Consider the following 22,181-nt stretch of genomic DNA (forward strand, 5'->3'; position numbering starts at 1 on the left):
GTTCGTCGTTTTATGCCACTGCGTCCCTGTGTCATAGCGCGTCCCTCGCGAACTGCTGACCTGGCGTCAAAAAAATATCCATCGTCGATGGATATTCAGTTTTAGCAGATTAGCTGGGAGCAAGGACAAGTGCACCCAATAAAACCGGGGACTTCGCTGTCATTTTATTGGCGACAAACGTTGGGCGGGCCGTCAGCCACGGGCGCGCATAAAGTCCCCCCAACGACGCACCAGGTAGTTGTGCTCATCCATCACCGAGTTCCACACGGCGATATGCCCCATGCGTTGCTCATAGGAACCGCCGTCGCGCACTTCGCCGATATCAATCAGCGGCAAGCCATCGCTGCCGAGCAATTCCTCACGGGCAGGTTTGCCGGCATACCAGTAATCCCATTCGGCGCTGCTCAGGTGGTCGCGACTGCGCGCCGGGTTGCCGATGTAGTAACCCTGGCGCGCCATCACCGCGCCCGGCCAACCGGACAACCACCAATTGAGATACGCATACGCCGCATCCAGCACCGCCCCCTGGGCATGCCGCGACAGGGACAGGCCGCCGAACCAGGCGCGATAGCCTTCGCGGGGCACCGCCAGACGGTACTTCACCCCCGCCCGGTGCAAGCGCATCAAGGTGGGCGACCACAGGCTCTGGATATCGATGCTCGGGCTGAGCATCAATTGCGCGGCTTCTTCATCGTCCGACCAGAACGCCGCGAAGTGCCCTTCCTTCTGCTTGCGCACCAGAATGTCAGCGAGTACATCGATCTCTTCGATGCTCATGTTGCCGATGTCCTTGAACGTCGCCAGCCCGGCGCCCTGCACTGCCAGCGCGGCGTCCAGGGCGCCGATGGCGGCGTCGCTTTGCAACGCGGTGCGCGCGCTCCAGGCGGGGTCGAGCAGCCAGCCCCAGCTTTCATTGCCGTGGCTGAAACCCTCGGGCAGGCGCTCGGGGCGGTAGGCAAAGCTGTCGGCATTGTGGGTCAGGGGCAACATGCTGATGCGTTCGGTGACGGTGCTGCCGAGGCTGCCGTCGTGCTGTACGAACAGGCGCTCGCTGGGCACGCTGCCGCTGCCCAGGCGGTCATGGGCCGAAAGGCGGCCACGCTTGGGCAGGTCGTTGATCTCGTGCCACAGGGCGATGCGCCGGGTGTCGATGGGCTGGATTGCCCGCGCCGGCCACACGAAGTCGACGTTGTGGAACCACTGGTCATACAGGTCGTAGCTGTCGGGCTGCATCACTGCGATGCGCTGGGCCTGTTCGACATCGTGCACCTGGTACACCAGGCGAATGCCCAACTCCTGTTCGGCCCGCACACGCAGGCATTCGAGCAGCGTTACCGACGTACCGAGCACGCGCAATGTGATCATGCCGCGAACCGCCGTGAGAACACGTCGAACGAGCGACGCAACTGCGCCGGGTCCAGGCCGCGCAGGATGAACACCAGGCGCGATTGCCGCTCGGCACCTGGCCAGGCCGGCAGGTGGACCGGGGCATGCAGGCAGTGCTGCACACCATGAATAACGATGGGGGCCAAACTTGCGTTCACGTTGAGCAGTCCTTTGACGCGAAGGATTCGTTCGCCGTGGCATCTTAGCAGCATCGACAACCAGACCCCGAAGCCGACCCAATCCAATGGCTGGTCGAAGGTCAGGCAGCACACTTGCGCAGCGCCGTGGGTGGCGGCCGTGGGTTGGTGCAGTTGCCAGCGACTGACCTCCACGGCGGGTTCGGCGCTGCGCAAGCCTTCGCCGAGCAGCAACTGGTCGCCGCTGTGGATGTCATGGGTATCGAGGATCGGCGTACCGGCATTGAGCGCCTGTAAATGCGCGCGCAGGGGCGCGCAGTCGCCTTCCAGGTCGGTCTTGCTCAGCAGCAAGCGATCCGCCGCCGCGACCTGGGCCAGCCATTCCGGGTGCAGGCGTTCTTGCAGGGCGGCGTGGCAGGCGTCGACCAGGGTGATCACCAGGCCAATGTGAAAGCGCCCACGCAGTTGCACGTCGTTGTTCAGGGTGGCCAGGATCGGCGCCGGGTCGGCCAGGCCAGTGGTTTCCAGGATCACCCGTTTGAAGGCCGGGATTTCGCCGCGCTCGCGGCGTTGCAACAGGCCGAGCAGCGCGTCTTTCAACTCGCCACGGATCGAACAGCATACGCAGCCGCTGGGCAGCAGCACGGTGTCCGGGGCCACCTCTTCGACCAGCAGATGGTCGATGCCGACGTCGCCGAATTCGTTGATCAGCAACGCGGTGTCGCCGAGGCTTTCGCCGTGCAGCAGGCGCTTGAGCAAGGTGGTCTTGCCGCTGCCGAGGAAGCCGGTGATGACATTCAGTGCGATGCTCATATTTATCTCCGCACCCTGTAGGAGCGAGCTTGCTCGCGAAAAACGTCAACGATAACGCGTGTTTCCTGAATGAACGCGGCGCCTGTGAGTTTTTCGCGAGCAAGCTCGCTCCTACAGGGGGCTGTTTTCCAAGTGATCGAGCAGTTGGGGGTCGAGGGGATCCAGCGGGCGACCGAGCATGGTTTCGGCCGCCTGCCAGAGTTGATCCAGCCCGCTGGCCAGTGCCTGTTTACCGGTAGCGCCCAGCAGCAGGTAGGACGCCCCCTGAAAGTCTTCGACCTTGAGCCGGAACGCCGCCAGTACCTGGTTGATCGCGGCGATCCGGCGCAGGCGTTCTCGGCGCCGGGGCAGCTCGTCGCCCAGGGGGTCGCTCCAGTGCAGGTCTTCGCCGAGCAGTCCGCAGAGTCCGCACATGGTTATCGCCCGCTCATGGCATCACGTCGCCGGAGTTCGGGCCCAGGGTCTGGCCGACGAACAGGTTGCCACCCGGTTCACTGGCCAGCAGCACGGCGGTGGGCGCCACTTCATCCGCCAGGCCGAAGCGTCCCAAGGGCAGTTCCTTGGCCTTGGCGCGCTTCCAATCGTCGCTGATACCGCCCACTAATGGCGTCTCGATCGGGCCGGGAGCGATGGCGTTGACCAGCACGTTGTCCTTGGCCACTTCCAGGGCCAGGGATTTGGTAAAGCCGATCACCCCGGCCTTGGCGGCGGCGTAGTGAGTCAGTTCGGCGCCGCCCTTGATGCCCAGTTGCGAGGCAACGTTGATGATCCGCCCCCAACGCTGCGCCAGCATATGCGGCAAGGCACGCTGGCTGGCGACGAACACGCTGGTGAGGTCGACGCGCAGCATGTCGTTCCACATCTCGATCGAGAGATCGACGCAACGCGCCTGGGTGAGCATACCGGCGTTGTTGACCAGGATATCGATGCCGCCGAAGTGTTCGACACAACGGTCGACACTGGCCTGGGCGCCTTCGACAGTGCCGACATCGGCCAGGCATTCGAAGACCTCGGCACCGAGGTTACGGCAGGCGATGGCGGTTTCGGCAAGGCTGGCGGCATTACGGTCGGCCAGCAGCAGGCGTGCGCCTTCAGCCGCGTAGGCGCGGGCGATGGCGGCACCGATGCCGCTGCCGGCGCCGGTGATCACGGCGCGGCGATGGGTGAGTTGGGGCATAGGTAATTCTCCTGAATCAAACACAGTTTCAATGTGGGAGCTCCCACTACCTCTGTGGCGAGCGGGCTTGTCCCGCGTTGGGCCGCGAAGCGGCCCCAAAACCAGGCTCTGAGGCGTACCTGACACAGCGCAGGTGTCTTTGTCAGGGGCCGCTTCGCGGGACAAGCCCGCTCGCCACAACAGCCCGCTCACCAGAACAGCCCGATTGCACAACAGCCTGCTCGCCACAAAAATTCGGTCGATTAATGAAAAGATTTAATCCTTATTTATGCTCGATCAGAGGGAGGCTTGCCCCCTCCCACCTTTGGATCGAGTACATCAGTCAGGCCAGCGCACAGTCAGGCCACCGTCGATGACGATGCTCTGTCCGGTCAGATAGCTCGACGCATCACTGGTCAAAAACTGCACCAGCGAGGCCACTTCATCCGCCCTCCCCACCCGACCCAACGGAATCGCGCGCGCCGCCTTGGCCAGGCCCTCCGGCCCCAGGGAGTTCTTCGCATCCAGCGACTGCGGCGTCTCGATCAACCCCGGAATCACCGCATTGCAACGAATGCCCAACGGCGCCAGCTCCACCGCCAGCGACCGGCACAACCCCGGCACACCGGCCTTGGCCGCCGCGTAATGGCTGTGCTCCTGCCAGCCATAGACGCCGCCGGCTATCGACGAAATCGCCACCAGCGCGCCGCCTTCCTTCATATGCCGCGTCGCCGCGCGAAAGGTGCGCATCACCCCCGTCAGGTCGACATTGAGCATCTCGTCCCACAGCGCATCCGTCATCTCCAACAGCGGTGCGCGACGCAGCAAGCCGGCGTTGGCGACCGCGTAGTCGAGGCGACCAAAATGCTGCACCGCCTGGGCGGCCAACGCGTCTACCGAGGCGCTATCGCCCACGTCCAGCGGCAGCATCAAGCATTCACCAGCGGCGTTTTCCACGAGGGACACCGTGGTGTGCGGGTCATGGGGGTCGGCCGGGTAATACCCACCCACCACCGCCACGCCGCAGCGCGCATAGGCCACCGCGAGGGCTTGGCCGATGCCGCTGGCGGCACCGGTAATCAAGGCAACTTTACGGCTCATCAATCACTCCTTACTGAACGGTTTCCGGGCGCACATGGCGCGCGGCAAACATCAGGACGCCAGACAAAAAGCACGGCACGGCACCGAACCACAGCGCGGCGGTCTGCCAATCGCTGCCGGCGGACAACACCTGGGTGGCGCCAAACCCGGCGACCACGGCACCAATCGGGCCCATCGCATGGATGATCGCGCCACCGGTGGCACGGATGCTGGTGGGGAAACTTTCACTGATAAAGAACAACGCCGCCGAGTACGGCCCGATCAGGAAGAACAGGCCCAGGCTGTACAGCCCGACCACCATCGCCATGTTGCTCGGGCCAAACAGCATCCCGGCAAACGACAGGCCGCCGAGCATCCAGCCCAGGCCGATCACGTTACGGCGGCCGATCTTGTCGCCCATCCAGCCGTGGCTGAGGTAGCCGCAGTAACCCACCAGGTTCGACAGCACCAGGATGATCAGCGAGTTCTCGAACGAGATGTGGTGCACGCTGACGATCACCGACGTGCCGAGCACGCTGAACACCTGGATCGCCGCCCAGTTGAGCAACAGCGCGGCGCCGATCACCAGGGTGGCGCGACGGGCCGGGCCACGGAATGCGGCCTTGAGGCCGGCCTTGCTGTGTTCGTCGTAATCCACGCCGTAGGTCACGGCGACGTTCTGTGCCTCGCTCACCGCGCCACTTCTGCGCAACTCGCTGATGCGCTGGTGGATCTGGAACTGCGGGCTCTCCTTGAGCTTGCGCGCCATGATCGCAATCACCACCGCCGGGATCGCGGCGAAGATAAAGCAGCCCTGCCAACCGATGACCGGCAGCAACAGCGCGGTCAAACCTGCGGCGATCAGTGCACCGACCGGCCAGCCGCCCTGCACCAGGCTGTAGATGAAGCCGCGGCGCTTGGTCAGTCGCGGGTCTTCTGACGCGCCATACAGTTCGGTCAAATAGGTGGCGTTGACGGTTTCCTCGGCATACCCCAGGCCGCCCAGCGAACGGATCAGGATCAGCGGCGACTTGCCCCATGCCCCACCGATGGCGGTCAGCGCCGAGCAGAGCGCGGAGCCGGCCACGGTGAAGATGATGCCTTTGCGGCGCCCCAGCTTGTCGACGATCGGCCCGATGGCCAGGGCGACCACGGCGGTCCCCACCGCCACCCAGGTCGCGATTTCAGCTTGTTCCACCTCACCCCAGCCAAAATGCCGGCCGATTTCCGGCAGCAAGGTGCCGAACAGGATGAAGTCGTACACCGCAAACACCCAGGCGAAAAACGCGATCCAGGTGGCGAAGCGCACTTCCTGGGACGTCAGTTGCCGGGGTTTCCAGCCAGTCAGGTCAAGCTTGTTGTAGATGGACATAATCGCGCCTCGGGAGGTGGAGTGGGCTTTCTGTAGGAGCGTGCTCGCGAAAATCGTCAACGATGACGCGGGCATCCTGAATGCACGCAGTGCTCTCAGGCTTTTCGCGAGCAAGCTCGCTCCTACAGGGTTGGGGTCAGGTACGCGGTTGGCGGCGGATAAAGTCGTCGGCGATTTCGTCGAAGGTGACGAAGCGCACGCCGGCATGGCTCTGGATGTGTTCGATCAAGCGCTCCAGCATCAACAGCACTTGCGGGCGGCCAGACACATCGGGGTGGATGGTCATGGTGAACACCGCGTGTTCGTGTTCGCGGTAGACCCAGTCGAACTGGTCGCGCCACATTTCTTCGAGGTGACGCGGGTTGACGAAGCCGTGGCTGTTGGGGGCTTTCTTGATGAACATCATCGGCGGCAGGTCATCGAGGTACCAGTTGGCCGGGATCTCCACCAGGTCGGTTTCTTCGCCACGCACCAAGGGTTTCATCCAGGTGTCGGGGTGCTGGCTGTAGTCGATCTTGGTCCAGGTATCCCCCTTGCGCACGTAGTAGGGATGGAAGTCGTTGTGCATCAGGCTGTGGTCGTACTTGATGCCTTTTTTCAGCAGCAGCTCGTTGGTGACCTTGCTGAATTCCCACCACGGAGCGACGTAGCCGGTAGGGCGTTTGCCGGTGACCTGGGTGATCAGTTCGATGGACTTGTCCAGCACGATTTCTTCCTGCTCGGCGGTCATCGCGATTGGGTTTTCATGGCTGTAGCCGTGCACGCCGATTTCATGCCCGGCGTCGGCCACGGCTTTCATCTGCTCAGGGAAGGTTTCCATCGAATGGCCTGGGATAAACCAGGTGGTGCGCAGGCCGTAGCGTTCAAACAGCTTGAGCAGGCGTGGCGCGCCGATTTCGCCAGCGAACAGGCCACGGGAGATATCGTCGGGCGAATCTTCGCCGCCGTAGGAACCGAGCCAGCCGGCGACGGCGTCAACGTCGACGCCAAATGCACAGAGGATGTCTTTAGCCATGGGGTGTCTCCTTAGATAGTCAGTTGGGATTCGACGGACAACGCCGCGCGCAACAGGCGTGCGTCTTCCCCCGCCGGGGCGCTGAGCAGCAACCCGGTGGGCAGGCCCTGGGCATCATGGCCGCTGGGCAAGGTCACGCCGGGCATGTCCAGCAAACTGCCGGGCATGGTCAGGCGCAGGGTGGCGAGGTTGGTGCTGACGAACAGGTCGTCATCGGCTTCCAGCGCTGCCAATGCCGGGGCGACATGGGCAACGGTGGGGGTGATCAGCAGGGCGCCGTCGAGGTCATCGATCAGTTGTTGTTGCAGGCGCTGACGGGCCTCGATCAGGTGGATCAACCGGCTGGCCGGCAGCGAACGCGCGGCTTCGAGGCGGCGGCGTACGCGCGGGTCGAGCTGTTCGGCGTCGGCGCTGTCGAGCAGGGTTTCATGCAGGGCGAAGGCTTCGAAGGCGCCAAGCCAGCCTTGCTGTTGGATCAGTGCCAAGGTGGCCTGGAAGGTCGCGCAGGGGCGCATCTCGACCAACGCGCCCTCGGCCTTCAAGCGTTCCACCCCGCGCAGCAGGTTATTGCGCACGGCAGGTTCAACGTCGGCCAGCAGGCCCTGTTCCAGTACAAAGCGCTGGCCCTTGAGGCTGCGGACGCGGTGGGTGGAAATGCGACCATGGAGCAGGTCGTCGATGACCAACGCATCGCGCACGCTGCGGGTCAACGGGCCCAGGCTGTCGAGGGTGTGCGCCAGGGGGAACACCCCGTCGCGGCTGTAGCGTCGGCTGCTGCTGCGGTACCCCACCAGGCCGTTGAGGGCCGCGGGGATGCGGATGGAACCCGCCGTGTCGGTGCCCATGGCGATCGGCACGATGCCGGCGGCGACAGCCACCGCCGACCCCGAAGACGAGCCACCGGGAATACGCGGCTGATCCCGCCCATGGGGGTTATGCGGGGTGCCGAAATGCGGGTTCAGGCCGAGCCCGGAATAGGCCAGCTCACTGAGGTTGGTCTTGCCCACGCTGACCATGCCGGCGCGGCACAGCAGGCCCACGCTCGGCGCATCGAGCAAAGCGGCCGGCGCATGACGCCGGTACGCAGCACCGGCGGTGGTGATGCTGCCGGCCACGTCGAACAGGTCTTTCCAGGCCAGGGGCACGCCGTCGAATACACTCAAGGGCTGGCCGGCACGCCAGCGCGCGGCGGCGGCTTCGGCTTCGCGACGGGCACGTTCGGCGGTCAGGCAGATAAACACAGCCGCCGACTGGCTCGCTTGATCGAGTGCCTGTTCGAGGGCTTGCACCGGGTCGCTGCGACCGCTGGCGAAATCCTCGGCCAGTGAAGTGGCGTCTGACATCAGCATGAACCTCATAAAACGTACATATTAATAAAATGTACATTTTACAAAGGCAGCTTTCGTGCCAGTCTGTCCGTGCGTGAGCGAGAGCGATTCGGTTTTTTCGTCCAGAGCTGCGGTATAGATGCTTTCGACACGGCAAAAAAAAGGGTTCACCTTTTAGGCGCGAACCCTTAACCCAATAACGTATATTTTATTAATAAGTACATTTTGGTGCAAAAAGTAACATTCCTACAGGCAAGGCCCCAAAAAAGTGCCCTTGATGTGGCGCAGAGTGACAGACCCATCTATGAGAGAATCCCCGGCCATCGTCCTACACGCCCTTGAGAAATCGATGAAAGCAGTGTCCGCCTCGGCCTCCCGGTACGCCATGATTCACCAGGTGTTGCGTGATGCAATCGTCAATGGCACCGCCCGTCATGGCCTGGTGCTGCTGGAAGCGCCGCTGGCCGAATTGTTCGGCACCAGCCGCGTGCCCGTGCGCAAGGCGCTGGACCTGCTGCATGCCGAGGGGCTGATCTGCCGCTTCAATGGCCGAGGCTACCTGATCAACCCCGAGGGGCTGGACCTGGAGCCGCTGCGCCTGCCCCTGAGCCATGCGCACCTGGGCCTGAACGGCGACGATGAGTTGGTGGACACGCGGCCGCTGGGCGAGCGCATCGTCGAGGAAATCGGCGCGGCACTCTCCACCTGCATCGCCTTCGGCCATTACCGCCTGGACGAACAGGCCGCCGCCGACCACTACGGCGTCAGCCGCGCAGTGGTGCGTGAAGCGCTGATGCGCCTGCGCGACCGTGGCCTGGTGGAAAAAGAGCCCTACTCGCAATGGCTGGCCGGGCCGCTGACCGCCCGCGAAGTCACCGAAGACTACGAACTGCGCGCCTGCCTGGAACCCGAAGCCCTGCGCCAGAGCGCGCCCAACCTCGACCGCGAGGTGCTCGAAGCCATGTTGCAACGCGTGCTGGACGCTCAGGACAGCCCGCAATGCAGCCTGGAAGCTATCGAGCAGATCGAAGAGGACCTGCACCAGCGCTGCCTCGCCGGCCTGCAAAACCGCAAGATCGCCGCGCTGATTCGCCAGGGCCAGAGCCCGATGATCATCAGCCGGATTTTCTATCGGTTGCTGGGGATCGGCGCAGATCCGGCAATGCTCGCCGAACATCGCTTGATTTTGGAGCTGCTGCTGCATGGCGCATTCGATGCGGCGGCGTTGAACCTGCGTGAGCATTTGCAACGGGCGCGGCAGCGGATGTTGCAGCGCTTGAAGGTGCTGTCGGTACTTCCCGAACAGCCACTCCCCGTCTACCTGCACAAAATCAGCTGACTCAACACGAACCCAATGTGGGAGGGGGCTTTCCCCTTCCCATTGACCAAGCCGCCGCAGTAATTTCATGCAATATGTTGCTATCTCGCCCCCGCCATTGAAACCACCACTGACCCGCCCCATCTAACCTGCATACTTACTTATGCAGGTGCCCCATGAGCGACCAGCAAGAATTGCCGGATATCGACCTCCAAGATTACGCCGACCCCGAAAACGCTGAATCCCATTCGACCAACACCGGCCTGGCGCTGCCTGGGCAAAACCTGCCGGACAAGGTCTACATCATCCCGATCCACAACCGGCCGTTCTTCCCCGCGCAAGTGCTGCCGGTGATCGTCAATGAAGAGCCGTGGGCCGAAACCCTGGAACTGGTGAGCAAATCCGATCACCACTCCCTGGCCCTGTTCTTCATGGACACCCCGCCGGAAGACCCACGGCACTTCGACACCTCCGCCCTGCCGCTGTACGGCACCCTGGTGAAGGTGCACCACGCCAGCCGTGAGAACGGCAAGTTGCAATTCGTCGCCCAGGGCCTGACCCGCGTGAGGATCCGCACCTGGCTCAAGCACCACCGCCCGCCGTACCTGGTGGAAGTCGAATACCCGCACCAGCCCACCGAGCCGACCGATGAGGTCAAGGCCTATGGCATGGCGCTGATCAATGCGATCAAGGAACTGTTGCCACTCAACCCGCTGTACAGCGAAGAGTTGAAGAACTACCTCAACCGCTTCAGCCCCAACGACCCGTCGCCGCTGACCGACTTCGCCGCCGCGCTGACCTCGGCCACCGGTAACGAATTGCAGGAAGTGCTGGACTGCGTGCCCATGCTCAAGCGCATGGAAAAAGTGCTGCCGATGCTGCGCAAGGAAGTCGAAGTCGCGCGCCTGCAAAAGGAAATCTCCGCCGAGGTGAACCGCAAGATCGGCGAGCACCAGCGCGAGTTCTTCCTCAAGGAACAACTCAAGGTCATCCAGCAGGAACTGGGGCTGACCAAGGACGACCGCAGCGCGGACGTCGAACAATTCGAGCAACGGCTGGAAGGCAAGGTGCTGCCGGCCCAGGCGCAAAAGCGCATTGATGAAGAACTGAACAAACTGTCGATCCTCGAAACCGGTTCACCGGAGTACGCGGTCACACGCAACTACCTGGATTGGGCCACCTCGGTGCCGTGGGGCGTGTACGGCGAGGACAAGCTGGACCTGAAACACGCGCGCAAGGTGCTCGACAAGCACCACGCGGGGCTGGATGACATCAAGAGCCGTATCCTCGAGTTCCTCGCCGTGGGCGCCTACAAAGGCGAGGTCTCCGGCTCCATCGTGCTGCTGGTGGGCCCGCCGGGCGTGGGCAAGACCAGCGTGGGTAAATCCATCGCCGAGTCCCTGGGCCGGCCGTTCTATCGCTTCAGTGTCGGCGGCATGCGCGACGAGGCCGAGATCAAGGGCCATCGCCGCACCTACATCGGCGCCCTGCCGGGCAAGCTGGTGCAGGCGTTGAAAGACGTGGAAGTGATGAACCCGGTGATCATGCTCGACGAGATCGACAAGATGGGCCAAAGCTTCCAGGGCGACCCGGCCTCGGCGCTGCTGGAAACCCTCGACCCGGAGCAGAACGTCGAATTCCTCGACCATTACCTCGACCTGCGCCTGGACCTGTCCAAAGTGCTGTTCGTGTGTACCGCCAACACCCTGGACTCGATCCCCGGGCCGTTGCTGGACCGTATGGAAGTGATTCGCCTGTCGGGCTATATCACCGAAGAAAAAGTCGCCATCGCCAAGCGCCACCTGTGGCCCAAACAGCTGGAAAAAGCCGGCGTGGCGAAAACCAGCCTATCCATCAGCGACGGCGCCCTGCGCGCCTTGATCGACGGTTATGCCCGCGAGGCCGGCGTGCGCCAGTTGGAGAAACAGCTGGGCAAACTGGTACGCAAGGCCGTGGTCAAGCTGCTGGATGAGCCAAACTCGGTGATCAAGATCGGCAACAAGGACCTGGAGGCCTCCCTGGGCATGCCGGTGTTCCGTAACGAGCAAGTGCTGTCCGGCACGGGTGTGATCACCGGCCTGGCCTGGACCAGCATGGGCGGCGCGACCCTGCCCATCGAGGCAACGCGCATCCACACGCTGAACCGCGGCTTCAAGCTCACCGGGCAGTTGGGTGATGTGATGAAGGAGTCCGCCGAAATCGCCTACAGCTACATCAGCTCCAACCTGAAGTCGTTTGGTGGCGACCCGAAATTCTTCGACGAAGCCTTCGTACACCTGCACGTGCCGGAAGGTGCCACACCGAAGGACGGCCCAAGTGCTGGGGTAACCATGGCCAGTGCGCTGCTGTCGCTGGCGCGCAACCAGCCGCCGAAAAAAGGCGTGGCGATGACCGGTGAACTGACGCTGACCGGGCATGTGCTGCCGATTGGCGGGGTGCGCGAGAAGGTGATCGCGGCGCGGCGCCAGAAGATCCACGAGCTGATCCTGCCGGAGCCGAACCGTGGCAGTTTCGAGGAATTGCCGGAGTATCTGAAGGAAGGGATGACCGTGCACTTTGCCAAGCGTTTTGCGGATGTGGCGAAGGTGCTCTTCTGATAAACCTCTAGCCCCTGAGCTGGCCTCTGTGGCGAGCAGGCTTGCCCTGCGTTGGGCTGCGAAGCAGCCCCAAAACCAACGACCCCATTCTTTCAGGAAGAATGGGGTCTTTTTAAGAGGGGCTGCTTCGCAGCCCAACGCAGGGCAAGCCTGCTCGCCACAACAAGTCTGTTCACCACAATAAGTCTGCTCATACATGGACGCCCCCAGTATGCCAAGCGCTCAATTCGTGAAAACACAGACGGGATAAGGTTGCAGCCATACATCCGGACTTTAAGTGAGGCTATGCCTCTGTCCCTGATGGAATTCGCTGATCGGGCTCTTATCACCACAACGCGCTCGAAGCGCTGTGAGCGGAGCAGAGTTACCCGATCCCGGTCCTACCTGTCTTGCCATCACGTCATGATCGCCTGAGCAACCTTGGAAATACTCCCTCTAACGCACCACTTTTTGATTCCACCGAGCCGGCTACGCCCCTGTTACATCAGGGGTGTAGTCGGCTCGGAACTTGCTGCCATGGGCCAATAGTGCCCAGGCTATCCGGACAGTTTTATTAGCCTGAGCAACAACTGCAACGTTGGTGTGCCGACGAGCCAATAACCCCTTCAGCCAATCCGCCGAAGGATCTGTTTTACTCTCCACCACTCGAACCACCGACCGAGCGCCGTGAACCAGCAAAGTGCGTAAATAACCATCGCCCCGTTTACTGATCCCCAACAACGTGGGCTTTCCTCCGCTGGAATGTTGTCGTGGCACCAACCCCAGCCATGCTGCCATTTGCCGACCATTAGTGAAATTCTTCGCATCACCCACTGACGCCACTAGCGCGGTTGCAGTGAGCGGGCCGACTCCTGGTATTTCTGCCAGGCGGCAACTGTCTTCATTGCTGCGATGCCATTGTTGAATCTCCCGTTCCAACTCGACGACCTGTCGATCCAGCTCTTTGAAATGCTCACTCAAACGCTGCATCAGTTGGCGCAAAGATCGAGGAAGAGCGTTGTCACGATCTTCCAAAATGCCCGGCAAACGCTCGGTAATATGCCGAATGCCCTGCGGCAAGACCACGCCAAACTCTCCAAGAAGTCCACGAATCGAATTAGCTTGTGCCGTTCTGGCCTTTACGAATCCCTGCCGTGCGCGATGCACGGCCAGAATAGCTTGTTGCTCTACCGTCTTGATCGGCACAAAGCGCATGTTGGGCCGAGTAACGGCTTCACAGATTGCTTCTGCGTCAGCTACATCGCTTTTGTTCGACTTCACATAGGGCTTCACAAATTTCGGTGCCATTAACTTGACCGTATGACCAAGTGCCTGCAGTTTTCTTGCCCAGTAGTGGGCTCCGCCACATGCCTCCATGCCCACCAGGCACGGCTCTAACGTGGCAAAAAACGGTACAACTTGTTCACGTTTAAGCTGCTTCCTTAGCGCCGTTTTTCCTTGTTCGTCGATCGCGTGAAGTTGAAACAGGGCTTTTGCCAAGTCAACCGAAACAGTCGTAAGCTTCATGAGGACGCTCCCTTCCGTTAAGTGTGGGTAACACTTTAACTTTGGCACATAGATGCCGTTAGGAAGGGGGCGTCCATCCCATTACCACAATAAGTCTGTACACCACAACAAGCGTGCTCACCACAAAGGGCGCTCTGCTGCCTCTTGTCACACCTTGTCTCATCTTCGGTTATGCTCGCCCTTCGTCGTGAATGAACGGAGCCCCCATGACTGCTGCCCGCCTGCTTCTCCCCTTGAGCCTTGCCCTGCTGGCCGCGTGCGCCAGTGCCCCCAAGCAAAACGTCACCGTGGAAGAACAGAGCGCCTGCCCGCTCCAGCTTAAACCTGGGCAAAACCTGATCCTCACCCTGCCGAGCAACCCCACTACTGGCTACCGCTGGGCAATCCAGGATTCGGCGGGTGGCGTGCTGCGTGCCCTGAGCCCCGAGGTCTACAACAGCAAAGAGTCCGGCGTGATCGGCGGTGGCGGCCAGTCCACCTGGCGCTTCCAGGCCTTTGCCACCGGCCAGGGACGTTTGCGCCTGACCTCCCAGCAACCCTGGGAACCGGAAGCCGAACCCGCCGAGACCTTCGACTGCGCCATCACGGTGAACTGATATGCCATGGCTGATTCTTGCGCTGATGGGGGCCGGTACCTTTATCTATGGCCTGAGCACCCACGCCACCCTGCTTTGCTTGCTGGTCAAGCCATTGCCGGTACTGGCGCTGCTGGGCTGGTTACATGATGCACCGCCGACCGACTACCGACGCTGGATCAGCCTTGGGCTGATTTTTTCCCTGGCCGGCGATGTGCTGCTGGCATGGCCGGGCGATCTCTTTATCTTCGGCCTCGGCGCGTTTCTGTTTGCCCACCTGGCATACCTCAAGGCGTATTTCAGCGACTGCCGCCGCCTGGCACTGCTGCCGCTGGTACTGGCACTCGCTGTGGGCGCGATCTTGTTGAGCATTCTGATTGCCCACGGCCTCGGTGATTTGCTGATACCCGTGGTGATTTACGCGCTGGTGATCAGCGCCATGCTCTGGCGTGCGTTGGCCCGACTGGGCAGTGAGGTGCCGAAGCGTTCAGCCGCATTGGCGGCGGCAGGGGCCGCGTCGTTTGTGTTTTCCGACACCCTGATCGGTATCAATCGATTTGTGGTGTCATTCGAGGCCGCGCCCTATTTATTGATCGTGACTTACTGGCTGGGACAGTGGGGCATCACCGCATCGGCATTCACCCAGAAGCCGCGGTGGCCTTGATAGTCCGGGGCTGCTGCGTAGCCCGATGGGGGCGGTGCGACGATTCGACAAGCCCGCTCATTACCACAAATCAGACAACCCGCGCATCCGATGAGCAACTTGGCTAAAATGCCGGCCTTTCCCCCTCGTCGCCGGAACAACCGTGAGCAAAGAACCCGATCGCCTATTCGCCCAGCCCCTGCCCCAGGTGCCGGACTTCGCCTTTAACGAGGACGTGGTGCGGGTATTCCCCGACATGATCAAGCGTTCGGTGCCCGGTTACCCGACCATCGTCGAAAACCTCGGTGTACTCGCGGCGCAGTTTGCCCAGCCCCACAGCGTGCTCTACGACCTGGGTTCTTCGCTGGGCGCGGTGACCCAGGCCCTGCGTCGCCATGTGCGCACTGACGGCTGCCGGGTGATCGCGGTGGATAATTCGGCGGCGATGGTCGAGCGTTGCCGCCAATACCTCAATGGTCAGGACTCGATGTTCCAGGAGCTGCTGCCGGTGGAGGTGATCGAGGGCGATATCCTCGGGTTGCAATTCCAACCCGCCTCGGTGGTGGCCCTGAACTTCACCCTGCAATTCATCGCCCCCGAGCAGCGCCTGGCGTTGCTTGGGCGCATCCGCCAGGCACTGCTGCCGGGCGGTGCGTTGATCCTCTCGGAAAAGCTGCGTTTCAATGATCCTGAAGAGCACGCACTGCTCACCGACCTGCATATCGCGTTCAAGCGCGCCAACGGCTACAGCGAACTGGAAATCGCCCAGAAGCGCAGCGCCATCGAAAACGTCATGAAGCCCGACAGCCTTGAAGAACACCGCGAACGCCTGTTGGCGGCCGGGTTTTCGAAAGTCGTGCCGTGGTTCCAGTGTCTTAACTTTGCCTCGTTGATTGCCTTGCCATGATTGATTTGTCCCCCCTCGCCCGCCATCTGGTCGGCACTCCCTTGGCTGTCTGGGCCCAGGGCCTGCAAGCGCAGCTCGATAGCAAGATGGAAAAGGGCCATGGCGACCTGGAGCGCTGGCAGAGTGCACTGGATGCACTGCCGAAGATCCAGCCCACCGAGATCGACCTGCTCAATGGCCTGGTGTTGGACACCGCCTGCGACGACGCCACCCGCGCGCAAATGCACACCGCGCTGATGGGCCTGAGCCCGTGGCGCAAAGGCCCGTTTCATCTGTTCGGCGTGCATGTGGACACCGAATGGCGCTCGGACTGGAAGTGGTCGCGCGTGGCGCCCCATCTGGACCTGAAAGGCAAGCGCATCCTCGATGTGGGCTGCGGCAACGGTTACTACATGTGGCGCATGCTCGGCGCAGGGGCCGACAGCGTGATCGGCGTCGACCCGAACTGGCTGTTCTTCTGCCAGTTCCAGGCCGTACAGCGTTACCTGTCCGAACCCAGGGCCTGGCACCTGCCATTCCCGTTCGAGGACCTGCCGGCGAACCTGGAAGGCTTCGACACGGTGTTTTCCATGGGGGTTTTCTATCACCGTCGCTCGCCGATCGAACACCTGCTGGCGCTGAAGGACACCTTGATCAAGGGCGGTGAACTGGTCCTGGAAACCTTGGTGGTGGAAGGCGATCAACAACAGGTGCTGGTACCGGAAGACCGTTATGCGCAGATGCGTAACGTGTGGTTCCTGCCGTCGGTGCCGGCGCTGATGCTGTGGTTGCGCCGGGCCGGGTTCAGTGATGTGCGCTGCGTGGATGTGAGCGTGACCACGGTGCAGGAACAGCGCGGGACGGCGTGGATGAAGTATCAGTCGTTGAGTGACTTCCTCGATCCCGAGGACCACAGCAAGACCATTGAAGGGCTGCCGGCACCGATGCGGGCGGTGATCATCGCCAAGAAGTAACCGCTGATCTTCCTGGAACAACAGAAATCCAAATGTGGGAGGGGGCAAGCCCCCTCCCACATTGGATTTTCAGTGTTGGTTAGATTTGGGGCTTGGCTCGGCGGGCCTTGAAGAACTCGCTCAACACCGTGCCGCACTCCTCGGCCAGCACACCGCCTTCAAACAACACCCGATGATTGAGAAACCCTTGGGTAAAAAACTGCCCCTGGCTCTGCACAATTCCCGCCTTGGGCTCCAGCGCGCCGTACACCACCCGCGCAATCCGCGAATGCACGATCAGGCCGGCGCACATGCTGCACGGTTCGAGGGTCACATACAGCGTGCTGCCGGGCAGGCGATAGTTGCTCACGGCCTGGGCGGCGGCGCGGATGGCGACCATTTCCGCATGGGCGCTGGGATCGTTGCCGCTGATCGGGCAGTTGAAACCGCGGCCGATGATTTCACCGTCTTGCACCAGCACCGCGCCCACCGGCACTTCGCCCAGTGCCGCGCCTTGGGCGGCCAGCGCCAGGGCTTCGCGCATGAAGTCCTGGTCGCGGCTGCGGTCGATGATCGCCGTGGGGCGAAACTGGCGCATCACACCACCTCGATCGCGGCCATCAGGCCGGTTTCCATGTGGTCGATCACGTGGCAATGGAACATCCACACCCCCGGGTTATCCGCCACCAACGCCACGCGGGCGCGTTCGTTCTTGCCCAGCAGGTAGGTGTCGGTGAAATACGGGATCACCTTGTGGCGGTTCGAGGCGATGACCTTGAAACTCATGCCGTGCAAGTGGATCGGGTGCTGGTACTGGGTCATGTTCTTCAATTCGAAAATGTAGCTCTTGCCCTTTTCCAGCTTGGCAATCGGGCGGTCGGCGCAGGTCTTGTCGGTGATGTCCCAGGCCTGGCCGTTGATCTGCCACAGGCTCGGCGGCTTGCCGTTGTCGACGTTGACCGACACCGAACCGACCCACTCGAAATTGAAGTTGAGTTTCTCCGCATTGGCCAGGTCGGGCTCGGCAATCGGGTTGGCCGGCAACGCCGGTGGCCACTCGGTGGGCGCGTCGGTGTTGGCGACTGAGCGGAAAGTGCCCAGGCGTACGGGTCCGTTACGGATCGACAGCTCCTCGCCCGCCGGCGGTGCCTTGATCGCCAGGCAGATGCGCATGCCCGGGCCCAGCCAGTATTCCTTGCCCAATGGGCGCGGCTCGATGGGGTTGCCATCCAGCGCGTAGATCTGCGCTTCGACGTCGGGGATGTTGATGCGGTAGGTCAGGGTGTTGTCGAGGTTGAGCAAACGCACGCGGGTAATCTGCCCGGCCGGCAAGTCGATCACCGCCTGGGACACGCCATTGATGGTCGACAGGCGCCCCGCCGTACCGCCCCGCGCCGCCTCGCGTGGAATGCTGAAGGCGACAAACGCGCCCTCTTCGTCCACGTGCCAGCTTTTCAGGCTGAGGGTGCGCTCGTGCTTGAAACCCGTGGGTTCGCGCTCTTCAATGATCAGCGGGCCGACCAGGCCACGGCCGAGCTCTTCGCTGCTGTTCACATGGGGGTGGTACCAGTAGCTGCCGGCGTCCGGCACACGGAACTTGTAGTCGAAGTACTCGCCGGGCAGCACCGGCAATTGCGAGACGTAGGGTACGCCGTCCATTTCCAGCGGCAGGCGAATGCCGTGCCAGTGGATGGTGGTGGCGACCGGCAGGTGGTTGATAAAGCGCACTCGCAGCCACTCGCCCTGACGCACACGCAGTTCAGTACCCGGTGCTGACGGGCCGAAGGCCCAGGCTTGGGTTTTGTGCCCCGGCACCAGTTCCACATCGAGCGGCGCGGCGATCAGTTCGTAATCGTGCCCTGCTTCGGCTTCGGCGACCTTTCCCAGCCAGTAGCGGTAGGCGCCACCGGCACCGACGCCCACTACGGCCAGGCCTGCAAGACCACCCAGGATTTGTCGACGGGAAAAGGATCGGGACACAACAACCTCACGTATCTGCCGCAGGCGCAGGGCCTGCAAAGGGCAGATACGATACACCTGCAACGGCTAAACAGTAAGACTTCTCATGTGGGAGGGGGCTTGCCCGATAGCGGTGGGTCAGGTACAGACTTGCTGACTGATACACCGCCATCGGGGGCAAGCCCCCTCCCACATTGGATTTGCGCTGTTTTTAGTGCTTGGCGGCCGCCAGGATCAGGGCTTTCATCTCGGCGACGGCGCCTTTGAAACCGACGAACAACGCGTGGGCCACCAGCGCATGGCCGATGTTCAGCTCGTTGATGCCCTTGATCGCGGCCACGGCTTCGACGTTGTGGTAGTGCAGGCCATGACCGGCGTTGACGATCAGGCCTTCGGTGAGGCCGCAGTTCACACCGTCAATGATGCGCTGCAGTTCATCCGCCACGTCGGTCGGTGTGGTGGCGTCGGCGTAACGGCCGGTGTGCAGTTCAATAGCCGGCGCGCCGACCCGACGGGAGGCTTCGATCTGGCGCTCATCGGCGTCGATGAACAATGACACTTCGCTGCCGATCTTCGACAGGCGCTCCACGGCGGCCTTGATCCGCGCTTCCTGGCCGGCCACGTCGAGGCCGCCTTCGGTGGTCAGTTCCTGGCGGGTTTCCGGTACCAGGCAGATGTGCGCCGGGCGGATGCGTTCGGCGAACGCCATCATTTCCTCGGTGACGCCCATTTCGAAGTTCATGCGGGTTTGCAGCACGTCCTTGAGCAGCAACACGTCGCGCTCCTGGATGTGACGGCGGTCTTCGCGCAGGTGCACGGTGATGCCGTCGGCGCCCGCTTCTTCGGCGTCCAGCGCGGCCTTGACCGGGTCAGGGTAACGGGTGCCCCGGGCCTGGCGCAGGGTAGCGACGTGGTCGATGTTGACGCCAAGAAGAATGCGATTGCTGGTGGTCACGGAAGCGCTCCTGAAAAGGGAAAGAAACGGTGCACAGCATACACGGGGATGTCAGGGCTTTCGAAACAACTCGCGACTGACCAACGGCCGTCCACCCAGGTGGACCGCGAGGGCCTGGCGCATCAGGCGCTTGGCGGCGGACAAGGCGCCGGGGGCGCTCCAGTCGGCTTCGCTCATGGCCAGCAGTTCGGTGCCCTGGAACAGGCCCGGTTGCAACAGATACACGCGCTCCAGGCCAGCATCGACTTGCAGGCGGTACATGCCGTCGGCGGCGATGGGCTCGCCATGCAGGTCGTTGTTCAACTCGAAACCGTAGCCCAGGTCATCGAGCAGGCGCCATTCGAATGCCCGCAGCAATGGCTCCAGGGGGCGACCCTCGGCCAGGGCCAGCAAGGTGGCAGCATAGTGATCGAAGACCGCCGGGTGCGGGTCTTCGGCGGGCAGCAGGCGGATCAGCAGCTCATTGAGGTAGAGGCCGCTGAACAGTGCATCGCCATTGAGCCAGGCTGAAGTGCCGACGCTTTCCAGGCGGCCGACGTTTTTCAACTCGCCCTTGCCACGAAACTCCACGTCCAACGCCACGAAGGGCCGTGCCAATGTGCCCGCCTTGCCCCGTGCGCTACGCAATACCGCACGCAGGCGACCTTGAGGCGTGAGGAAGTCCACCAGGGCGCTGGTCTCACGGTAGGCGCGGCTGTGCAGGACGTAGGCGAGTTGGCTGGGAGGTGGGGTTGAGGACATGGGGTTCTCACGGCTGACGGCAATCTTGAAAACAACATAAACCTAATGTGGGAGGGGGCCTGCCCCCGATGGCGGTGGTTCAGTCACTTATCTATCAACTGACCCACCGCTATCGGGGGCAAGCCCCCTCCCACACTTTCAGTCCTGCGGTGTACTCAAGACCTTACAGGTCGCCGTAACCCAGGGAGCGCAATGCGCGCTCATCATCGGACCAACCACCCTTCACCTTCACCCACAGGTTGAGCATGATCTTGGAATCGAACAGCAATTCCATGTCCTTGCGCGCTTCGGTACCGATACGCTTGATGCGCTCGCCCTTGTCGCCAATGATGATTTTCTTCTGGCCGTCACGCTCGACGAGGATCAGCGCATGGATATGCAAGGTCTTGCCCTGCTGCTTGAACTCTTCGATTTCAACGGTGATCTGGTACGGCAGCTCTGCGCCCATTTGGCGCATGATTTTCTCGCGCACCAGTTCAGCGGCGAGGAAACGGCTGCTGCGGTCGGTGATCTGGTCTTCCGGGAAGAAGTGCTCGTTCTCCGGCAGGTAGCCGGCGATCACGCGTTCCAGGGCTTCGAGGTTATGCCCGTGCTGGGCCGAGATCGGCATGATCTGGGCATTGGGCAGTTGTTCCTGCAGCCAGGTCAGGTGCGGCATCAGTTCGGATTTGTCTTCGATACGGTCGGTCTTGTTCAGCGCGACGATCAATGGGCCGGTGACGTACTGCACGCGCTCGAGGACCATCTGGTCTTCGTCGGTCCACTTGGTGCGGTCGACCACGAAGATCACCACGTCGACGTCTTTCAACGCGGCCGAGGCGGTCTTGTTCATGTAGCGGTTCAGGGCCTTCTCGCCGCCTTTGTGCATACCTGGAGTGTCGACGTAGACCGCCTGCACGGCGCCTTCGGTCTTGATGCCCAGCATGTTGTGGCGAGTGGTCTGCGGCTTGCGCGAGGTGATCGCGAGCTTCTGGCCGAGGATGTGGTTCAGCAGCGTGGACTTGCCCACGTTGGGACGGCCGACGATGGCAACATAGCCACAGCGTGTTGCGGTTGAATCAGTCATGGCCATTCTCCACGCCCAGGGCAATCAGTGCTGCGGCGGCCGCTACCTGTTCGGCAATACGACGGCTCACACCCTGACCTCGGCTTTTTTCATTCAGTAAGGTGATTTCACATTCCACGAAGAACACGCGGCAATGGGGCTCACCTTGGATATCCACCACTTCGTAACGTGGCAGTTCGCACCCGCGGGACTGCAGGAATTCCTGCAGGCGGGTCTTGGGATCTTTGTTGGTGTCGACCAGGGTCAGGCTTTCGATTTCCGACGTCAGCCAGGCCGTCACCCGCTCCTTGGCCGCTTCCATGCCAGCATCCAGGTAGATCGCACCGATCAACGCCTCAAGGGCGTCGGCCAGGATCGACTCACGACGGAAACCGCCGCTCTTCAACTCACCGGACCCCAGGCGCAGGTACTCGCCAAGGCCGAAACCACGGGCCAGCACGGCCAGGGTCTCGCCTTTAACCAGGCGCGCGCGCAGGCGCGACAGCTGGCCTTCACGGGCTTGGGGGAAGCGCTCGAACAGGGCTTCACCGGCGACGAAATTGAGGATGGCATCACCGAGGAATTCCAGGCGTTCGTTATTACGCCCTGCAAAGCTGCGGTGTGTGAGGGCAAGGACCATCAATTCCTGATCCTTGAAGGTGTAGCCGAGCAGACGCTCGAGACGACTTAAAGAAACGCTCACGGTTTACCCATAT

At 62.1% G+C, this 22,181-nt stretch carries 21 protein-coding genes; 6 read left to right on the forward strand and 15 right to left on the reverse strand.

The features are described from left to right. Positions 1 to 192: 192 nt before the first annotated feature. From QU606_RS10640 to QU606_RS10675, 8 genes are all read right to left on the reverse strand, one after another. On the reverse strand, positions 193 to 1,365 hold the full coding sequence (locus tag QU606_RS10640) for a PotD/PotF family extracellular solute-binding protein (protein ID WP_024073640.1): 1,173 nt from the start codon (positions 1,363 to 1,365) through the stop codon (positions 193 to 195). Further along, on the reverse strand, positions 1,362 to 2,336 hold the full coding sequence (locus QU606_RS10645; RefSeq protein WP_069075314.1) for a GTP-binding protein: 975 nt from the start codon (positions 2,334 to 2,336) through the stop codon (positions 1,362 to 1,364). The genes QU606_RS10640 and QU606_RS10645 overlap by 4 nt, the downstream gene beginning before the upstream one ends. Positions 2,337 to 2,447: 111 nt before the next feature. After that, positions 2,448 to 2,750, reverse strand: coding sequence for a hypothetical protein (locus QU606_RS10650; RefSeq protein ID WP_024073638.1), 303 nt, complete (start codon positions 2,748 to 2,750; stop codon positions 2,448 to 2,450). Between the two features lie 13 nt (positions 2,751 to 2,763). After that, on the reverse strand, positions 2,764 to 3,513 hold the full coding sequence (locus QU606_RS10655; RefSeq protein WP_024073637.1) for an SDR family NAD(P)-dependent oxidoreductase: 750 nt from the start codon (positions 3,511 to 3,513) through the stop codon (positions 2,764 to 2,766). A 318-nt stretch (positions 3,514 to 3,831) separates the two neighbouring features. Further along, complete coding sequence (locus QU606_RS10660) at positions 3,832 to 4,593, reverse strand: SDR family NAD(P)-dependent oxidoreductase (RefSeq protein WP_102625192.1); 762 nt, start codon at positions 4,591 to 4,593, stop codon at positions 3,832 to 3,834. Between the two features lie 10 nt (positions 4,594 to 4,603). Next, positions 4,604 to 5,944, reverse strand: a complete 1,341-nt coding sequence (locus QU606_RS10665) for an MFS transporter (RefSeq protein WP_024073635.1) — start codon at positions 5,942 to 5,944, stop codon at positions 4,604 to 4,606. 136 nt (positions 5,945 to 6,080) lie between these two features. Continuing rightward, positions 6,081 to 6,959, reverse strand: a complete 879-nt coding sequence (locus tag QU606_RS10670; RefSeq protein ID WP_003210406.1) for a polysaccharide deacetylase — start codon at positions 6,957 to 6,959, stop codon at positions 6,081 to 6,083. Positions 6,960 to 6,970: 11 nt separating this feature from the next. Continuing rightward, positions 6,971 to 8,302: an amidase gene (locus tag QU606_RS10675; RefSeq protein WP_102625198.1), complete on the reverse strand. Its 1,332-nt coding sequence runs from the start codon at positions 8,300 to 8,302 to the stop codon at positions 6,971 to 6,973. A 334-nt stretch (positions 8,303 to 8,636) separates the two neighbouring features. On the opposite strand from QU606_RS10675, the gene QU606_RS10680 reads away from it, so the two are divergent. Both QU606_RS10680 and lon read left to right on the forward strand, forming a co-directional pair. Further along, positions 8,637 to 9,626, forward strand: a complete 990-nt coding sequence (locus tag QU606_RS10680; RefSeq protein WP_024073633.1) for a GntR family transcriptional regulator — start codon at positions 8,637 to 8,639, stop codon at positions 9,624 to 9,626. Between the two features lie 155 nt (positions 9,627 to 9,781). Next, positions 9,782 to 12,202, forward strand: a complete 2,421-nt coding sequence (gene lon, locus QU606_RS10685) for an endopeptidase La (protein WP_024073632.1) — start codon at positions 9,782 to 9,784, stop codon at positions 12,200 to 12,202. A gap of 468 nt (positions 12,203 to 12,670) precedes the next feature. Here the strand turns inward: lon and QU606_RS10690 are convergent, their stop codons facing one another. Next, positions 12,671 to 13,708: an IS110 family transposase gene (locus tag QU606_RS10690; RefSeq protein WP_168233670.1), complete on the reverse strand. Its 1,038-nt coding sequence runs from the start codon at positions 13,706 to 13,708 to the stop codon at positions 12,671 to 12,673. Between the two features lie 206 nt (positions 13,709 to 13,914). On the opposite strand from QU606_RS10690, the gene QU606_RS10695 reads away from it, so the two are divergent. From QU606_RS10695 to cmoB, 4 genes are all read left to right on the forward strand, one after another. Beyond that, complete coding sequence (locus QU606_RS10695; protein WP_024073631.1) at positions 13,915 to 14,304, forward strand: protease inhibitor I42 family protein; 390 nt, start codon at positions 13,915 to 13,917, stop codon at positions 14,302 to 14,304. A gap of 1 nt (position 14,305) precedes the next feature. Further along, entirely contained in the window at positions 14,306 to 14,947 is a 642-nt protein-coding gene (locus tag QU606_RS10700) for a lysoplasmalogenase (protein WP_024073630.1), read from the forward strand. A 142-nt stretch (positions 14,948 to 15,089) separates the two neighbouring features. Beyond that, positions 15,090 to 15,833 (forward strand): carboxy-S-adenosyl-L-methionine synthase CmoA, encoded by a 744-nt coding sequence (gene cmoA / locus QU606_RS10705; RefSeq protein WP_024073629.1) that lies wholly within the window; start codon positions 15,090 to 15,092, stop codon positions 15,831 to 15,833. Then, complete coding sequence (gene cmoB, locus QU606_RS10710; RefSeq protein WP_024073628.1) at positions 15,830 to 16,786, forward strand: tRNA 5-methoxyuridine(34)/uridine 5-oxyacetic acid(34) synthase CmoB; 957 nt, start codon at positions 15,830 to 15,832, stop codon at positions 16,784 to 16,786. Before cmoA ends, cmoB begins: the two co-directional genes overlap by 4 nt. Before the next feature lie 79 nt (positions 16,787 to 16,865). Here cmoB and tadA read toward each other — a convergent pair whose 3' ends face one another. From tadA to rnc, 6 genes are all read right to left on the reverse strand, one after another. Then, on the reverse strand, positions 16,866 to 17,363 hold the full coding sequence (gene tadA / locus QU606_RS10715; RefSeq protein ID WP_024073627.1) for a tRNA adenosine(34) deaminase TadA: 498 nt from the start codon (positions 17,361 to 17,363) through the stop codon (positions 16,866 to 16,868). Beyond that, positions 17,363 to 18,745, reverse strand: coding sequence for a multicopper oxidase family protein (locus QU606_RS10720; protein ID WP_041161105.1), 1,383 nt, complete (start codon positions 18,743 to 18,745; stop codon positions 17,363 to 17,365). The genes tadA and QU606_RS10720 overlap by 1 nt, the downstream gene beginning before the upstream one ends. Before the next feature lie 190 nt (positions 18,746 to 18,935). After that, positions 18,936 to 19,679 carry a pyridoxine 5'-phosphate synthase gene (pdxJ, locus tag QU606_RS10725; protein WP_024073625.1) on the reverse strand — a complete coding sequence of 248 codons (744 nt, stop codon included), beginning with the start codon at positions 19,677 to 19,679 and terminating at the stop codon, positions 18,936 to 18,938. A gap of 51 nt (positions 19,680 to 19,730) precedes the next feature. Next, entirely contained in the window at positions 19,731 to 20,420 is a 690-nt protein-coding gene (recO, locus tag QU606_RS10730) for a DNA repair protein RecO (protein WP_024073624.1), read from the reverse strand. Between the two features lie 163 nt (positions 20,421 to 20,583). Next, on the reverse strand, positions 20,584 to 21,486 hold the full coding sequence (gene era, locus QU606_RS10735) for a GTPase Era (protein WP_024073623.1): 903 nt from the start codon (positions 21,484 to 21,486) through the stop codon (positions 20,584 to 20,586). Further along, positions 21,479 to 22,168 carry a ribonuclease III gene (gene rnc / locus QU606_RS10740; RefSeq protein WP_024073622.1) on the reverse strand — a complete coding sequence of 230 codons (690 nt, stop codon included), beginning with the start codon at positions 22,166 to 22,168 and terminating at the stop codon, positions 21,479 to 21,481. Before rnc ends, era begins: the two co-directional genes overlap by 8 nt. Positions 22,169 to 22,181 lie beyond the last annotated feature (13 nt).

This window comes from Pseudomonas sp. OVF7 (genome assembly GCF_030644265.1).
Classification (GTDB): domain Bacteria; phylum Pseudomonadota; class Gammaproteobacteria; order Pseudomonadales; family Pseudomonadaceae; genus Aquipseudomonas; species Aquipseudomonas gorinensis.

What these genes read in the sequence shown, in the direction of transcription:
- QU606_RS10650 (WP_024073638.1), bottom strand. Translation starts at nt 2,750, where the DNA reads ATGTGCGGACTCTGCGGACTGCTCGGCGAAGACCTGCACTGGAGCGAC.
- QU606_RS10660 (WP_102625192.1), bottom strand. Translation starts at nt 4,593, where the DNA reads ATGAGCCGTAAAGTTGCCTTGATTACCGGTGCCGCCAGCGGCATCGGC.
- QU606_RS10645 (WP_069075314.1), bottom strand. Translation starts at nt 2,336, where the DNA reads ATGAGCATCGCACTGAATGTCATCACCGGCTTCCTCGGCAGCGGCAAG.
- QU606_RS10640 (WP_024073640.1), bottom strand. Translation starts at nt 1,365, where the DNA reads ATGATCACATTGCGCGTGCTCGGTACGTCGGTAACGCTGCTCGAATGC.
- recO (WP_024073624.1), bottom strand. Translation starts at nt 20,420, where the DNA reads ATGTCCTCAACCCCACCTCCCAGCCAACTCGCCTACGTCCTGCACAGC.
- QU606_RS10670 (WP_003210406.1), bottom strand. Translation starts at nt 6,959, where the DNA reads ATGGCTAAAGACATCCTCTGTGCATTTGGCGTCGACGTTGACGCCGTC.
- QU606_RS10700 (WP_024073630.1), top strand. Translation starts at nt 14,306, where the DNA reads ATGCCATGGCTGATTCTTGCGCTGATGGGGGCCGGTACCTTTATCTAT.
- QU606_RS10655 (WP_024073637.1), bottom strand. Translation starts at nt 3,513, where the DNA reads ATGCCCCAACTCACCCATCGCCGCGCCGTGATCACCGGCGCCGGCAGC.
- QU606_RS10665 (WP_024073635.1), bottom strand. Translation starts at nt 5,944, where the DNA reads ATGTCCATCTACAACAAGCTTGACCTGACTGGCTGGAAACCCCGGCAA.
- era (WP_024073623.1), bottom strand. Translation starts at nt 21,486, where the DNA reads ATGACTGATTCAACCGCAACACGCTGTGGCTATGTTGCCATCGTCGGC.
- QU606_RS10675 (WP_102625198.1), bottom strand. Translation starts at nt 8,302, where the DNA reads ATGTCAGACGCCACTTCACTGGCCGAGGATTTCGCCAGCGGTCGCAGC.
- QU606_RS10680 (WP_024073633.1), top strand. Translation starts at nt 8,637, where the DNA reads ATGAAAGCAGTGTCCGCCTCGGCCTCCCGGTACGCCATGATTCACCAG.
- QU606_RS10690 (WP_168233670.1), bottom strand. Translation starts at nt 13,708, where the DNA reads ATGAAGCTTACGACTGTTTCGGTTGACTTGGCAAAAGCCCTGTTTCAA.
- tadA (WP_024073627.1), bottom strand. Translation starts at nt 17,363, where the DNA reads ATGCGCCAGTTTCGCCCCACGGCGATCATCGACCGCAGCCGCGACCAG.
- cmoB (WP_024073628.1), top strand. Translation starts at nt 15,830, where the DNA reads ATGATTGATTTGTCCCCCCTCGCCCGCCATCTGGTCGGCACTCCCTTG.
- QU606_RS10695 (WP_024073631.1), top strand. Translation starts at nt 13,915, where the DNA reads ATGACTGCTGCCCGCCTGCTTCTCCCCTTGAGCCTTGCCCTGCTGGCC.
- lon (WP_024073632.1), top strand. Translation starts at nt 9,782, where the DNA reads ATGAGCGACCAGCAAGAATTGCCGGATATCGACCTCCAAGATTACGCC.